Here is a 14,873-nt window from a genome sequence, read left to right as displayed (position 1 = left end):
CTATCAGCATAATAGGCGTTAGCGAATAGAATCGTTAAGCGCCTATTTCTTTTGGATTTTTAGGATAAAAATACTCGGGCTTACGTTCAATATGGGTAAAGCGACGGGTATTTTTATAGGGCAGTTTCATAAAGCCGGAAACGCCATGACCTTGAATTTTACCGACATAATGCAAAATGCGGTCGAGGCTGGCGCGAAACGCTGCCTGTTTACGCGGGTTGAGCAACTTTAAGTAACTGTGGATCTTTAAGTGGTTCGGTAGGGCTTCAAAAATAATGCAACCTGTATGGTGGATTTGGTTGATCCTCGCCAATTCCTCCATGATTTCGTTCGGTAGTTCAAGGTTTTCATCCGGATCTTTACCATCTTCAAAGTAAGAATGCAGCCGCGATTTATCCTCGAGGGTTGGCACATCACCCACTTCAAAGGGCAGTTGTAAATCGGCACTGGCGACAAAAGGTTCGTGAATGTTTTCACGCTCGATATGTAGCGTATCTCTGGCGTTAAAAAAGCAGGCCTTAAAGACGCCGATCCGTTTAATTCCCCGTGCGAGGGTCACCATATTATTAACGGCGATGATGAGCGCGCTTTTTTGTTTGGCATCGTAAATGGCAAGATTAGAATCAATAAACACGCCGGTTTCTTGCCAATGAATCGCTAGTCCGCCCACGATCGGATATTGGCCTAGACGACCCACGGCGGCGATAAAGCCTTTTTCGGTGTCGCCCATGCCAGCTAAGAAGTTCCGATAGTATTTTTCGAGTTGAATATCGTCCATCTTGGCGATGGGATCGTAAGCATTATGTTCTTTTAAGAATGATTTACGCGAACTGTAACTGACTGTTTCGACATCTTTTTCACGGGATTGGACCCAGACGGGGATGTCCCCCATCAGCTCAGCTTTTGGCAATTCAGGTAAGTGCAATCTATGGCTGTGGCGCATGCTTTTGAGAAAATAATCTCCCGCTAGATTGCGCTGCACGGCATCACTACTGAGCATGCCTTCCAAGGTGCGCGCTAATTCCATCGGTAAGCCAATGCTGGTGGGCGGGATAACCTGCGCACCGAATCGACTGGCTTGTCCAGAGGCTAAGGCATATAAAGTTGCTGCGACGCCTTGCTCGTCAAAGCGTGGGCTGGAGAGTGCGCCGTTTAGCTGTTCTTCGCCAATAAAATACACATCTCCCATGCGAGCATTGGTGTGTTGCTGATCGCTCGACATCAGCGTCATCACATTGTCTTCGACGGCCTTGTTATATTCATCCCGTTGCGCAAACACGGCAGAGCCCCAGTCGATTAAGGATAAGTGTTGGCTTTCAATATCATAAACAAGATTAGAGGGTTTAATATCGCCATGTACTAAGGGTTTGCCAGTGCGTAGATAGTAGAGAATATCGGCGAGTTGGCGGGCGATACTCATTACCATCGCGGGGGGCAGAGCGCCTAAGCGGCGGCAAAGCTGCTCGAGATCTTCGCCCTTAGCCCGCTCCATCACTAAAATCCCTTGTTTGCCGACCCGCTCAAATTTGATCGCCCCCGGAATATTGGGGTGTTTAAGCAAGGACAGCATAAAGGCTTCTTCCTCTAAGCGATCTTGAATGTGTTGCGGTAGATTAATTCTTGAAAATTTAAAAACATGGGCTTCATCGGCTTGGTTTATGCCCGCAAACACAAAGCCGTATGCGCCTTTACCAATAAATTCAATCTCTCGGTAGCCCAACTTACTTAGCTGTTGTTTACATAAGCGGATCCACGCCTTGTGCTTACGGGCATCGTTAGCTTTGAGCAAGTAAATCGATTGCTCTTCGGAAATGTAAAAATGTTGTAGTTGGGGTGTTTGCAATGCGAGGCTCCTTGTTTGGGTTATTTAAACAGCAAGCGGGTAAGTTAAGCAAATCGGAGCGGTGATTTATTTTATGGGGATAAAATGTGCGATGTTTGCGGCTTACCTATCCCATCATTTCGTCGCTGACTTTGATTTATATCAAGTTAAATCGTATCGAGTCTAGGTAATCTTAAGCACATTGGATTGGGATATATTTTGTTAAATTTCCCGTGGACAAAGTGGATTTAAGGATGGCATATGCCCGCCCCAGATAAGGCTTTATTGATCGAGCTATTAGAGTTTCCGCGTAAGCGAATTTTGCAGTCAATGGAAGTAACTCATTGTCCACACGCGGTATTTTTTAATGATAGTGATGAACAGTGTCTAACATGCCACCAAGGCATGGAGTGTATCTGGATGAACCAGAATGATGAGCTGGTGGCCGTCGAACAAAAATCCATCTCCGAGCTTAAGCAACAATTGCTGATTGCCGTCGACTTTATTGATTCTTCACTCAGCCCACACCATCTTTCCCGTCGCCAATGCCAATGTGATAACTGTGCTTGGTTACGCCGGGTGCAAGAAGCATTGTCTTAATCATTAACTATTTCCATCGCTATGATTAACTTGCTGTATTTGAGATTTTGCATCCACTCGTAAATGCCATTAGAGTAAGGATAACTTTAGCCTTTTGAGATATACCTATGGAACCTGGTTTTTGGCACGAGAAGTGGCAGCAACAACAGATTGGTTTTCATCAACAAGACGTTAATCCTTTCCTCGTCACGTATTGGCATCAATTGGCGCTTCCCGCCGATGCCAAGGTTTTTGTTCCCCTGTGTGGTAAGTCTTTGGATATGTGTTTTTTAGCCGAGCAGGGGCATCAAGTGATTGGTTGTGAGTTGAATGAACTCGCTGTGCAACAGTTTTTTAGCGATAACCAATTGCCAATGCAGCAAAGAGCAGAGGGCGAACATCAGCATTACCAAACCGAACAGATAAGTTTGTATCAAGGCGATATCTTCACCTTACCTCAGTCTATTACGGCACAAGTGAGTGGTTTTTATGATCGCGCTGCCTTGATTGCCTGGCCTGAGAGTATGAGGGCGCAATATGCCAAGCAATTAGCGCAGTTATTGCCTTCGGGCAGTGTTGGGTTATTGGTGACCTTAGACTACCCGCAGGACGCTTTAAGTGGGCCACCTTTTGCGGTGTCGCCAACTTGGGTAGAAACACATTTAAGTGACGATTTTGAAATCCAGCTCTTGGATTGTCAGGACGTACTTGCGGACAACCCGAGGTTTGTTAAGAAAGAAGTCCCTTGGTTGAATGAAGCTGCGTATTTATTAAAACGCCGATAAACAGAGTGCATCCCATTGAGCGACAAGCATTTGTGCTGTTGACTGAGTGGGATGTCCCATTAAGGGGATGTGCGGCAATATCTGTTTCTAAGCTTGATATTGTGCAATATCTCAAAACGATGTGGATGTTAGCGAGTAGGAATAGCAGTTAATACAAAAATGATGTTTTGCTTAAAGGGGTTGAAGATTCTAAGTTAAGCGACTTCGTAGTAATTAGGTTCGATTTCGAGTTGGTTTTGGATGATTTGTACGGCCATTCTTGCGCATTTGCCGCATTGATCGGCAACGCCTAAACGCTTTTTAACGTCAGCAAGACTTGTATCGCCTTGGCTTACTGCGTTTTTGATCTGAGTATCTGTGATGGCGTGACAAAGACAAACGTACATTTTTGGAACTCCAACATAAGTTGGGCTAATTCTAAATGAAAACGCTTATCAAATGCAATATTGTTGGTGGTCTTGTTTTCTCAATTTTCTATTTTGTTACCTTTAGCACATTTTTTGAGCTAATCTCAAAGAGCGTGAACCAAGGCTGAGTGTTTAGATCAAAATGGATGATTGAATTGGTATCAGGGAAGGATAGCTCATGGATGACTGAATAATAAATTCATAATAGATCCAAGGGTTATCATGAGAAAAAATTTGCCTGTAACACAACGTGAATATGACTATCCAGCGGATTGGATTTTACTGTCAACCACTGACACTCAGAGTCATATAACCTACGCCAATCAATCCTTTTGCACTGTAGCGGGATATACCCTCAATGAGATGTTGGGGCAACCCCACAATATGGTGCGTCACCCCGATATGCCCCCTCAAGCGTTTGAAGACCTCTGGAAAACTATCCGTAAAGGTGAACCTTGGAAAGGCATTGTTAAAAACCGCTGTGCCAATGGTGACCATTATTGGGTTGATGCTTATGTATCTCCCATTGTTATTAATGGCCAGGTGGCCGAGTTTCAGTCGGTACGGACTAAACCCAGCCGCGAACAGATCAACAGAGCAGAGGCGGCCTACGCCGAGTTAAATAAAAGCGGCCATGTTAACGCGTTAAAACGAATCTTGGATATGCCAACTAAGTTGGCGCTTTTAGTGTTTGCGGCTTTGTTGCCCATGCTGTATTTGGCGCTGCAAGTGGGAGTGGTGGGATTTATGGCGCTAGCCATCAGTGCCTTAGTGCTGTTTATTGGTGGTAATTTGATTTTAGGTCGGTATCGGACTTTGGTCGCTAAGGCGAAGAAAATCTACGATAACCCTTTAATGGCATATATCTACACTGGACAATCCGATGATGTTGGCTCGATAGAGCTTGCACTGCAAATGCAAAACTCTGAGTTAAAATCTGTGCTAGGTCGTGCCCGTGATTCCTGCGATAAGGTGACTCAAGAAGCCAAAGTATCAGCGGCAAAAGGCGAAGAAATTCAAAATACAAGCCAGTCACAGCTTTCTGAGATCGAGCAAGTAGCAACTGCAATGCAGCAAATGACAGCAACCCTTGGTGATATGTCTTCTAACTGTGCTGATGCGGCGAGCGCTTCGCAGATGGCATCAGAGCAAACAATCAACGGCGATAAAACTGTGCTGAGTACGATTCAATCTATTCAGGCCATGGCGCAACAGTTGCACGAAACCTCGAAAGTAATCAGCGAATTAGAAGGGCATAGTAAAGATATTGGTAGGGTGCTGGATGTCATTCAAAGCATTGCAGAGCAAACAAACCTATTGGCATTAAATGCCGCCATTGAAGCTGCGCGGGCAGGGGAGCAAGGACGTGGTTTTGCGGTTGTTGCCGATGAGGTGCGGGCGTTAGCGAAACGTACCCATGATGCAACAAAGGAAATCCACAGTATGATTAATCTGTTGCAGCAGGGGACAAATAAAGCTGTGCAAAGTATGCATGAAGGGGTTGAAGCTGCCTCCGAATGTATTACCACAGCGGATTTAGCGGGTGCGGCGCTGCGTACCATACGTGAGGCCATAGTGACCATTACCGATATGAATCACCATATTGCTAGTGCGGTGGAAGAGCAATCGAGTGTGGCAAATGAGATGAACCGAAGCGTGGTTAATGTGTCACAGTTTACCCATTCCAGCCACCAACTCGGCTGTGAAATGGTTGACCTCAATGATGAAGTGATTAGCGAAATGGATTCCCATACCGTGTTGGTTGGGCAGTTTTTAAAACGCAGTTTTAAAGTTTAGTCCCGTCGCTATCCAAGCGTTTGTATCAAAAGGCAATCAATCTTTGATTGCCTTTTCTTTTCTGCCATAGGGATTGAGCCTCGATTAATAGCCCTGAGTAAAATTGACCTGATTTTGCAGAGGCTCTGCTGCTATATAGCGGCGATAGTTATCGCTAAAAATACCGACGATTTGCTCAGGTTGACTCGGCGCTGAGATATGGGGCGTGATAATGACGTTTGGCCTCTCCCAAATCGGATGCGTTGCAGGGAGTGGCTCCTGCATGAACACATCGAGAATGGCTTGCTGCGCAGGTTGGGCAATCAGCTGGGCATTGAGGGCATCGAGATCGAGTACATCACCGCGGCCAACATTTACCAAAATAGCATCGGCTTTGAGCTTAGCGATCATTGACTGATTCAGAAGCTGGCGAGTTTCTGGTGTACTTGGCAGTAAGTTAGTGACCACATCGCTGTGGCTTAAGCATTGTGTTAGCTGCGATAGCGGTAAAATCACATCAAAGCCTTCGACCTCACGGCCGCTGCGATTTATCCCTGTGACATGCATGCCGAACTGTTTAGCCGTCTTGGCAACATGCTGGGCGATAGAACCTGTACCTAAGAGTAATAATCGCATCCCTTGTAAACTGGTGCGCGTAGCACATTGTACTTGCCAAGATTTTTGCCGTTGTTGCGCTTGGTAGAAATGGTGTCCTCGCACGTGGGCGAGCAGATAACCGAATAGATATTCGCTCATTAAGGGGCCGAAAATCCCTTTGATGTTGGTGAGTTGATAATCCTTTCTCGCCCTTGGCCCCATCAGGGCATCAATGCCCGCAAAACTGGATTGCAACCATTTTAGCTCTTTAGCATGGGGCACTAGCGGCGCGGCAAGTTTGGGCTCGGCAAGCCAGATATCGGCCTCTGCAATATTCGCAGGATTATCATCAAGCAACTCAAGGTCGGGTAACTGCTGCGCCTCAATGAGCTGGCGATATTGTTCATTCGCCTTAGTGAGTAAGAGTAACTTGTGCCCCATGTCGTCTCCCTTTATGCTTGGTTGTCGTTATTTTTCAATATGCTGCTGTCTTGTTTTATTTTTGCAGCGCTATTTAGGTTGAGTCTTATGTTTGATCAGTTAGTCGCCATTATTGGCCATTTAGGAAATATGTTGCGTCCTTGGTCCTTCGATATCGCCACGGCCATGGTGGTGTGTTTGATTTTAGTGTTTTCAGCCGATATGAATCGCATCATCAGACGGCATTTAGTTGGTCACTCTTTTATCCTGCGAACCTTGGTTTTTATCATTGTGAATGCCTTTGGTTATGGCCTATTGATCGTTAAAGCCACGCCTTGGGTGGCAAGGCAAATCGTTGCCATGCCATCCCATTGGATGTTTTTGCTGATCGTCGCCATGTTTATTTTTATCGGCTATTGGGCACAGCGAAATAGCCAAGCTTAAGGCGTTAAGTCCGTGAAATGCGGTTATTCGAAATAACCGCGATAGTCTGTATTGGTCGGGTGTGCTAGCGCCTGCATCGCACGGTCGGGGTAATTGCTGAAGATTCCATCGACACCAAGCTGCTTAAGTGCATGAATATCATCGCGGTGATCGACGGTGTAAACATACACCTTAGCGCCTCTTTGGTGGGCGTCATCCACTAGAGCTTGGCTGATAAAACTCACATCTAAATGCAGAGAATATGCGTTTAGCTCGCTTACGACCGCTGCGCCATCGAGGGGAATACTGGCGAACAAGGGCGCCACTAATGCCTGTGGCAGAGCCTGTTTAACTTGCTGTAAATAAGGATGATTAAAGGAGGAAATCAGTAATTGTTCGGTACTGAACCCTAGCTCGGTGATGGCTTTGGGATAAAGTTCGACGAGTGGCGTTACTGTATTTACGCCTTTAAGTTCAATGTTTACTGTGGCGCGACCAGCGACTAGTTCGAGTACTTGCCAAAGTGTGGGGATGGGTTCGCCTTTAACCGTGACTTGCTCTAGATAGCCCTTATTTACTAAATGGATAATGCCTTGGCCTGAGCTTTTATTGTCGAGCCTGCGGTCATGAAATACGACTAACTCACCTTCGACATTGTGGACATCCAACTCAATGGCTTTGGCGCCTAATTCAATTGCTTTGGCCATGGCGGCTAAGGTATTTTCTGCCACATAACCGCTGGCACCACGGTGAGCAAAAATAAGCATGTGATTTTTCCTATTAACTGCGGATTATGCCGACCTGATCGCGAGTTTGGCCATTTTTAATATGGATTTCCATTTGCGGATAGGCGAGTTCTAAGTTGTTTTCTTTAAGCTTACGGGTAATACGTTTGTGCAGATCGTGGCGTAGTGGCCAGCGTGCCGACATATCTTTTGCATAGGCTCGTACTTCATAGTCTTGAGTATGTTTACCAAAGCCCGCAAACCACACTTCTGGCTCTGGATTCGGCAACGCATCTTCGCATTCCTGAACAGCTTGATAAAGCGTGGCTTCCACTTTTGCTGGATCCGAATCGCGGGCAACCGACACATAAACAATGACACGGGTAATAGGGTCCGACAGCGACCAGTTAATCAATTGCTCGGTAATAAAAGCCTTGTTCGGAATGATAATTTCCTTTCTGTCCCAATCGATAATGGTGGTGGCACGGATCTGGATTTTACTCACAGTCCCGGTGAGATCGCGGATTGTCACCGTATCGCCAATACGCACTGGCTTTTCGAACAGAATAATCAAACCCGAGATAAAGTTGGCAAAAATCTCCTGCAAACCAAAACCGAGACCCAGTGACAAGGCTGCAATCAACCATTGCAGTTTTGACCATTCCATCCCGAGATTTGAAAAGCCAATCAGCAGCCCTAAAAATACCACTAAATAACGACTTACTGTGGTGATAGCAAAGCCAGTGCCCGGTGTCAGGTCTAGACGCTGTAGGATCATCAGCTCAAGCAAACCGGGTAAATTGGTCGCAATCATCAGCGAGAAGCCAACGATGATTAAGCCGAATAACAGCGATTTCATGGTGATGGGGAGCTGTTGCTCGACACCATTGACGCTGGTATTGGTGGTCCAGAGGGTGATGCCATCCAAGAAGGAAAACAGCGCCGTATGGGTTTGCGTCCACAGGCCAATCAAGCTGGCTAAAAACGCCAGTAGCAATAAGGAACGCACCAATCCAAGGGACTGACTCGAAATGGTTTCGAGGTCGACTACGGGTTCTTCGTAGGTATCTAAGCCATCATTGGAGCTATGGTGTGTTTCGCCCTTTTCCCGTTGGGCTAAACGCTCAGCCCGTTTCGCTTTCGCGCGGTCGAAGGCAATGCGGCGGCGCTCAATCAACATCCAACGTTTAATTAATTGATAGAGCAGTAAAAAGCTTAATCCCAATATGATCGATAGCTGCAACTGCAACAGCATTTGGAATGCGGTGAAGTAGTAGCCCCTAAAGGCGAGCCCAGCGCTCAGTAGGGGAACAGCGATCAACAATGCCCAGAGCATTTTTTGGATCAGCCGTTTGTTCTTCCCCTCTTTTTGAGCAACGCTATTTTGCCGGCTTAATAGCAAAATATCCTTGTATAACAAGAATAACACCACACAAAAACAGATAAATGCGCCGCGGCCAATGCTGTTGCGGATAAGCGAGGCATCGAGTATTTCGGTAAAGCCCATAATGCCAAGCAAGGGACTGGCGACAAATACAAAGTGTTTGAGCCTGAGCTGGCCTGCCTGAATCAGTTTTGAGGGGCGTTTGAAGTGACCTACCAATACGCCTTTATCTAGAGCAAGAATAAAAATCAATCGATACAATAGGTAAACCAATCCTATTGCTAAAATTCCCATGCCGACCGCTTGCACAAAGTTACGGTCTGATTGATAGAAAATCCATCCTGCTGCCACTATGGGGAGCGGTTTGATTAAGGCATAACCTAGGCTAAGGACTAAGGATTTGAAGGTATAAATAAATTTATCCTGAGTCACATTACCCACATAGGTTGCATAGTTGCCGAGTAATCGATTGAATTTAGGTTTTATTAAATCTTGAACCACTAAACAGAGCACTATCAGAATGATCCACCATGACCAATAGTCGTTTTGCTCCTGCCAAGCTTTGCTCAGTTGTCCCCATTGTGCCTGTTGGATTAGCCATAGGGCGCTACGTTGAATATCGGTGAGCCAGAGCTTGTTAATGCTCGCGGCATTAGGCACCCAAAATAGATGTTCGTTTAGGGTGTTTTTTAGCGTCAGGTGCTGTTGGCTAAGCTGCTGATAATTCACTTTAAGCTTGCCTAGTTCACTCAAATACTGGTCATAACTCTGCATTAGCTGAGTCAGCAATGCTTGCTGTGAGCGCAGCAACTTAATCTGCCCCTCATTATAGAGATTGGCTTGTTCGAGTTCTTGTTCGTTGAGCGCCTGCTGTTGCTCGAGGTGATACCTGTCGAGACGCGCATCGGCGATAAGAGTTTGTAGTTTTTCATGGTTTGGCGGTTTGGGCAGCGATTGCAACATCTGCAAAAAGCGTTCGCCAAAGGCGGAGTTCATTTTGACCCAAGTAATTTGTTCTTGGATATTAGCGAGTTGCTTGGCTTGGGATTGATATTGGAGCTCAGCCTGTTCTTGCTGCTCTACCACGTTATTGATTTGCAAGGTTAAGGTTTGCAGTTTTTGGCCGTAGATCTGATTGGTATCGGCGATATTGCGTGTAATCGGATCGATGACTTTAGTGGTATCAACTAAATTCTTGGCCAGCGTGGCATCGGTTTGTTGTTGGCGCTGCTTGTTGATCGCCTTATTGATAGTTTCAATAAAGGCTTCTTGCTGGCTCAATTGCTGGCGAACTAACTGTAACTGTAGCTGGGTAAGTTCGATACGCTTTTGGCTACTGGCAAGCTCGGCCTCATGGGTGGCAAGGCTCTGTTCGAAGAAAATCCGCTGTATTTGTTGTAATTCACCCGCTGGCGTATCGATAGGCGCCAATTCCGTTTTTTTATTTTGCAGCACATTTTGTCTTGCATTGGCAATGACGGAAGGCAGTAGATTATGGCGCTGTAGTAGTTCGTTGACTTGATTGCCGAGAGTTGCCTCGCTCTCTTTTAACTCAGATAGGCGTAAATAAGCCATCGAGGCTTGCTGGTTAAGATCTGTTCCTTTATCCAGCTTTAATGGCTTAGTGGCCTCTTTTAAGCCCTGATCGATGACCTTTTTATTTTTTTCAAAATCCAGCTGCGCCTGCTGAAAACTGCTCGCATTGGCCGCCAGTCTGTCAATGTTGTTTTTAAGCTCAACAATTTGATCGTCAATGCTAATATTTTGTTGCTGATTTTGGTTGTTTAGGCCAAGACGCTTGTCCAATTGCAAGGGCGAATTGGCATGGAGAGAAAAAGACAAAAAAGCAATAACGAACAATAAAATACGTGGCATAGAGGCAAAAGCAATTAGAGGCGAAAGACGCACTCATCTTAGCCAACTTGGGCCAAGATTGGTATGTTTTAAATGTTCTTTTTTCGCCGTTGTGACTGGTGGGATTGATGGGTTTCAAAGATGGCGGTGGCGACTATGATGGTTCCGCCTATCAAAGTATTTACATTCAGTGCTTCACCTAAAATCAGCAAAGCCAACATGGCCCCATAAAAGGGTTGAAGGCAGGAGACTAGTCCTACTGTTTTAGCACTTAATTGGCGCAATGCCGAGGTGAACAGCGCATGGGGCGCGGCAGTAAACACGACCCCGAGCAGCGCTATCAAGCCCCAGGTTTCGAGGGAGATGCTTTGCAGATCTGTTTGATGCCAAGGCATAAGAAACACCGCCGCCACTAAGGTTTGATAAAACATGGCGTGGGGGCCACTATACTGGGAAAAATAGCGTTTTTGCAGTAGGTTACGGGCGGTAAATAACATTGCCGACAGAATACCGATCGCAATTCCTAGAGTCGTGTCGTTGCCTAGATTGGCTTCGGGGATCAGCAGTACAACACCTATCAGCACGAAAATGCCGCTGATAATATCCATCAGCTTGATTTTATTGCCCGTTAATAATGGCTCGGCAATCACCGTCATCACCGGATAGGTGAAGAAAGCAATCATGCCGATGGCGACCGATGAGAGTTGCATCGCGGCAAAGTAGGTGACCCAGTGTAAGCTGACTATCACTCCTAAGCCGATAGCAACCAGATAATCCTGTTTGCTAGCAAGGCTTAAATATTTGCCACGGAATTTAATGAGTAACGCCAAGACTAACGCCGCGACTACACATCTTAGGAAGGTAATATCGAGTGCGCTTAAGGGGATTAACTTTGAAAACAACGCTGTGCCGCCAAACATCAGCACAGCTAAGTGTAATTCGATTAATCCCGAAGGTTTACTGGTCTGGCTCAATTGGGTCGCCGTAGTTAGTCGGCTGACGCCTGATTTTTCAGATTAGCAAAGGCTTGACCCATACGCGTCACGGCTTCTGGCTCAACGCCTTCGGCGAAGGTATCGATAGCATCTTTGGCAAACAGCATGACGACGGTACTGCCAAGCTTGAAGCGACCCATTTCTTCGCCTTTCTCTAAGGTAATCGCGTCAGGGCCTACCGTTGGATATTCCCAAGTGAATACTTGCTTACCGGTTGGCGGCGTAATAGTGCCTGCCCAAACGGTTTCGATGCTCGCCACAATAGTTGCACCTACTAATACCATAGCCAGTGGGCCAAGCTCGGTTTCAAAAATTGCCACTACACGTTCGTTGCGAGCAAATAGGCCTGGCACATGGCGCGCCGTCAGCGGGTTAACGGAAAACAGCTCACCTGGCACATAGGTCATCTTCGACAGCGTGCCTTTAATCGGCATATGGATGCGGTGATAATCCTTAGGAGCCAGATAAATTGTCGCAAAATCACCACCTTCGAAGCGTTTGGCATCTTCGGCTTGGTCGCCAAGCAAAGTGAGTGAAGAATAGTGATGGCCTTTAGCTTGGAAAATACGCCCATCCTTGATGGGACCAAGTTGGCTGACGGCGCCATCAACGGGGTGCACCATGATGTTGGCCGCAGTATTAATTGGGCGAATACCAGGCTTAAGTGCACGGGTAAAAAAGTCGTTGAAGCTTTTATAAGCCTCAGGTTCGCTCTGAGCCGCTTCGCTCATATCGATTTTATATTGCTTGATAAACCATTTAATCGCGGCAGTCGTTAATGCGCCAGCTTCGGAAGCGGCAAGTTTACCGACTAAGCGAGATAACAGGTGCTTTGGCAGCATGTACTGCAGCGCAATTTTAACTTTATCCAATTTGTGTTCCTTTCCTTTATGTTGCTCAACTTAGGTTGAGACTTGTTTTGCGTTAATTCTATTCGTTGTGATGGCTTTGCTGTACTCGTTATTCATCGCTTTGGGCGCGAAATTGCCGAGCGTGACGCTGTTCATCAAGGCTTGCGATAATACGATGGTAGTTATTAAAGCGATCTTCACTAATCTTACCCGCTTCGACTGCGGCTTTTAAGGCGCAGCCTGGGTCATCGCCGTGCTTACAATCGCGGAATTTACAGCCACCTAAAAAGTCACGAAATTCGATAAAGCACCAACCGACACGTTGGGCGGGTAAGTGCCAGAGGGCAAATTCGCGCACGCCGGGGGAGTCGATTAAATCACCACCACTGGGTAAATGCAGTAACTTAGCGGTGGTCGTGGTGTGTTGTCCAAGCCCAGAGTTGTCGGAGACATCGCCCACCAGTAGCTCGGCTTCGGGCAGTAAGGCATTGACCAGAGAGGATTTACCCACACCAGACTGGCCAGCAAATACGCTCACTTTATCTTTCAGCAGGGCTTTAATGGTATCTAAGCCTTCGCCTAACTTACTGCTGACCTTATATACTGGATATCCAATGGCTTCGTAGCGCTTTAAGGCTGCATCGATGGCGGGGGCTTCTTCCGGCGTTAACAGATCAATTTTGTTCAAAATGATGATCGGCGGAATATCCGTGTCTTCGGCTGCCACTAAATAGCGGTCAATAATCTGGGTGGTAAAGCTAGGTAATACGGAAGACACAATCAAAATTTGGTCGATATTCGAGGCGATAATTTTCACGCCATCGTATAAATCGGGGCGCGAGAGGGAAGAGCGTCTTGGATGCACTGCTTCCACAATGCCAGCTATACCACTATTTGCTTGGCTTTCAATAGCTAAGCGTACAATCACTTTATCGCCAGTCACTAAACTGCTAATGGTGCGGCGAATGTTGCAGCGCACAATCAGGCCATCTTCGGTTTCAATATCGGCATGTTGACCAAAGCGGGAGATCACGGTTCCGCTCTGTTCTGGGCCGAGTGAGCTATCCTGTAACTCAGGCGCATTTTTATCACCATTGTCACGATTGAGGCGTTTCTCGTGATTGGCGCGCATACGGCGTAATTGGCCTTGGCTTAGGGGTTTCTTTTTACTCACTGGTTTGTCTTCGTCAATTAGGTGATATTTTGTGTTTGAAAAAAGCAGTATGATACACGCTCTTGAATAAAAAAGCCTGAATTTAGGCTAACTGACATGATAAGGCGCAATTATGGCGGCAGACGCAAATAATCTCATTTGGATCGATCTCGAAATGACTGGGTTAGAACCCGATGTCGATAGGGTCATTGAAATTGCTACCTTAGTAACAGACCAAGAACTCAATATTATCGGTCAGGGGCCAGTGATTGCTATTCATCAATCGGATGAAGTACTGGCGGCCATGGATGATTGGAACCAAAAACATCACGGTGAATCGGGCCTCATCGATAGAGTGCGTGCCAGCCAAGTGAACGAAGCGCAGGCTGTTGCACAAACCATCGCATTTTTAGAGCAATACGTGCCTAAGGGTGTCTCGCCTATGTGTGGTAACAGCGTGGGTCAGGACCGTCGCTTCTTAAATCGTTATATGCGTGAATTGGAGGACTACTTCCATTATCGCAATCTAGACGTAAGCACGGTTAAGGAGCTAGTGAAACGTTGGAGCCCTGAAACTATGGCAGGTTTCAAAAAGCAAAACACTCATCAAGCGCTGCAAGATATCCAAGAGTCGATCGCTGAATTACAGTATTACCGCAGCAAAGTATTTAAAATTTGACCGATCAGCAGATAAATCTGCAAGAAGGGGTTGCAGCCGCATAAATTTTTCATATAATGCGGCCTCAACTTTTTGATGCGGGCATGTTTGTCTCGTCAAATAAGTAAAGGCGACATTAGCTCAGTTGGTAGAGCGATACCTTGCCAAGGTATAGGTCATCGGTTCGAACCCGATATGTCGCTCCAAATTACAAATTTAGTGATTTACCAAGTCATTAAATGCAGGATATGCGACATTAGCTCAGTTGGCAAAGGTGGATAGACGATACCTTTGTGGATGTTGAAGGCAAATTTAGCAGCGATACAAAATGCGACATTAGCTCAGTTGGTAGAGCGATACCTTGCCAAGGTATAGGTCATCGGTTCGAACCCGATATGTCGCTCCAAATACAAATTTAGTGATTTACCAAGTCATTAAATAAAA

The 14,873-nt window shown here is 46.2% G+C and carries 13 protein-coding genes and 2 tRNA genes; 7 read left to right on the top strand and 8 right to left on the bottom strand.

Translation table 11 applies throughout. The features are described from left to right. Positions 1–34: 34 nt before the first annotated feature. Positions 35–1,843 (bottom strand): protein kinase, encoded by a 1,809-nt coding sequence (locus JM642_RS17765; protein ID WP_069453628.1) that lies wholly within the window; start codon positions 1,841–1,843, stop codon positions 35–37. Positions 1,844–2,083: 240 nt separating this feature from the next. Between JM642_RS17765 and JM642_RS17760 the strand changes: the two genes are divergently transcribed. Then, entirely contained in the window at positions 2,084–2,422 is a 339-nt protein-coding gene (locus tag JM642_RS17760; RefSeq protein WP_037414054.1) for a hypothetical protein, read from the top strand. Between the two features lie 107 nt (positions 2,423–2,529). Beyond that, positions 2,530–3,186 (top strand): thiopurine S-methyltransferase, encoded by a 657-nt coding sequence (locus JM642_RS17755; RefSeq protein ID WP_203432264.1) that lies wholly within the window; start codon positions 2,530–2,532, stop codon positions 3,184–3,186. 194 nt (positions 3,187–3,380) lie between these two features. Here the strand turns inward: JM642_RS17755 and JM642_RS17750 are convergent, their stop codons facing one another. Next, positions 3,381–3,572, bottom strand: coding sequence for a bacterioferritin-associated ferredoxin (locus JM642_RS17750; protein ID WP_037414050.1), 192 nt, complete (start codon positions 3,570–3,572; stop codon positions 3,381–3,383). Between the two features lie 243 nt (positions 3,573–3,815). Here JM642_RS17750 and JM642_RS17745 point away from each other — a divergent pair, with 243 nt between their 5' ends. After that, positions 3,816–5,390 (top strand): PAS domain-containing methyl-accepting chemotaxis protein, encoded by a 1,575-nt coding sequence (locus tag JM642_RS17745; RefSeq protein WP_203432263.1) that lies wholly within the window; start codon positions 3,816–3,818, stop codon positions 5,388–5,390. Between the two features lie 84 nt (positions 5,391–5,474). Here the strand turns inward: JM642_RS17745 and JM642_RS17740 are convergent, their stop codons facing one another. Further along, on the bottom strand, positions 5,475–6,407 hold the full coding sequence (locus JM642_RS17740) for a D-2-hydroxyacid dehydrogenase (protein ID WP_203432262.1): 933 nt from the start codon (positions 6,405–6,407) through the stop codon (positions 5,475–5,477). A gap of 87 nt (positions 6,408–6,494) precedes the next feature. Between JM642_RS17740 and JM642_RS17735 the strand changes: the two genes are divergently transcribed. Beyond that, complete coding sequence (locus JM642_RS17735; protein WP_037414115.1) at positions 6,495–6,830, top strand: DUF3392 domain-containing protein; 336 nt, start codon at positions 6,495–6,497, stop codon at positions 6,828–6,830. Positions 6,831–6,853: 23 nt separating this feature from the next. On the opposite strand, the gene JM642_RS17730 is transcribed toward JM642_RS17735, so the two are convergent. The 5 genes from JM642_RS17730 to rsgA all read right to left on the bottom strand — a co-directional run bounded on the left by JM642_RS17730 (position 6,854) and on the right by rsgA (position 13,792). Then, a complete protein-coding gene (locus JM642_RS17730; RefSeq protein WP_203432261.1) occupies positions 6,854–7,576 on the bottom strand; it encodes a glycerophosphodiester phosphodiesterase in 723 nt (240 codons plus the stop codon). Positions 7,577–7,589: 13 nt separating this feature from the next. Beyond that, positions 7,590–10,793 carry a mechanosensitive ion channel domain-containing protein gene (locus tag JM642_RS17725; RefSeq protein WP_203432260.1) on the bottom strand — a complete coding sequence of 1,068 codons (3,204 nt, stop codon included), beginning with the start codon at positions 10,791–10,793 and terminating at the stop codon, positions 7,590–7,592. Positions 10,794–10,861: 68 nt separating this feature from the next. Then, positions 10,862–11,746: a DMT family transporter gene (locus JM642_RS17720; protein WP_169548621.1), complete on the bottom strand. Its 885-nt coding sequence runs from the start codon at positions 11,744–11,746 to the stop codon at positions 10,862–10,864. A gap of 14 nt (positions 11,747–11,760) precedes the next feature. After that, positions 11,761–12,639 (bottom strand): archaetidylserine decarboxylase, encoded by an 879-nt coding sequence (gene asd / locus JM642_RS17715; RefSeq protein WP_055646843.1) that lies wholly within the window; start codon positions 12,637–12,639, stop codon positions 11,761–11,763. 88 nt (positions 12,640–12,727) lie between these two features. Continuing rightward, positions 12,728–13,792 (bottom strand): small ribosomal subunit biogenesis GTPase RsgA, encoded by a 1,065-nt coding sequence (gene rsgA, locus JM642_RS17710; RefSeq protein WP_047534699.1) that lies wholly within the window; start codon positions 13,790–13,792, stop codon positions 12,728–12,730. Between the two features lie 112 nt (positions 13,793–13,904). Here rsgA and orn point away from each other — a divergent pair, with 112 nt between their 5' ends. The 3 genes from orn (at position 13,905) to JM642_RS17695 (ending at position 14,835) form a co-directional block, all read left to right on the top strand. Further along, a complete protein-coding gene (gene orn, locus JM642_RS17705; RefSeq protein ID WP_037426972.1) occupies positions 13,905–14,450 on the top strand; it encodes an oligoribonuclease in 546 nt (181 codons plus the stop codon). Positions 14,451–14,559: 109 nt separating this feature from the next. Next, positions 14,560–14,635 (top strand) — tRNA-Gly (locus JM642_RS17700). Between the two features lie 124 nt (positions 14,636–14,759). Next, positions 14,760–14,835 (top strand) — tRNA-Gly (locus JM642_RS17695). Positions 14,836–14,873 lie beyond the last annotated feature (38 nt).

This window comes from Shewanella sp. LZH-2 (assembly GCF_016859145.1).
In the GTDB taxonomy this organism is placed as follows: domain Bacteria; phylum Pseudomonadota; class Gammaproteobacteria; order Enterobacterales; family Shewanellaceae; genus Shewanella; species Shewanella xiamenensis.
Note: the sequence above shows the minus strand (reverse complement) of the source record. Positions and strands in the feature narration are given on the sequence as shown.

Excerpts from the sequence above, each read along its gene's own strand:
- JM642_RS17755 (WP_203432264.1), top strand. The coding sequence starts at position 2,530 with ATGGAACCTGGTTTTTGGCACGAGAAGTGGCAGCAACAACAGATTGGT.
- JM642_RS17725 (WP_203432260.1), bottom strand. The coding sequence starts at position 10,793 with ATGCCACGTATTTTATTGTTCGTTATTGCTTTTTTGTCTTTTTCTCTC.
- JM642_RS17740 (WP_203432262.1), bottom strand. The coding sequence starts at position 6,407 with ATGGGGCACAAGTTACTCTTACTCACTAAGGCGAATGAACAATATCGC.
- JM642_RS17760 (WP_037414054.1), top strand. The coding sequence starts at position 2,084 with ATGCCCGCCCCAGATAAGGCTTTATTGATCGAGCTATTAGAGTTTCCG.
- JM642_RS17745 (WP_203432263.1), top strand. The coding sequence starts at position 3,816 with ATGAGAAAAAATTTGCCTGTAACACAACGTGAATATGACTATCCAGCG.
- orn (WP_037426972.1), top strand. The coding sequence starts at position 13,905 with ATGGCGGCAGACGCAAATAATCTCATTTGGATCGATCTCGAAATGACT.
- JM642_RS17730 (WP_203432261.1), bottom strand. The coding sequence starts at position 7,576 with ATGCTTATTTTTGCTCACCGTGGTGCCAGCGGTTATGTGGCAGAAAAT.
- JM642_RS17750 (WP_037414050.1), bottom strand. The coding sequence starts at position 3,572 with ATGTACGTTTGTCTTTGTCACGCCATCACAGATACTCAGATCAAAAAC.
- JM642_RS17735 (WP_037414115.1), top strand. The coding sequence starts at position 6,495 with ATGTTTGATCAGTTAGTCGCCATTATTGGCCATTTAGGAAATATGTTG.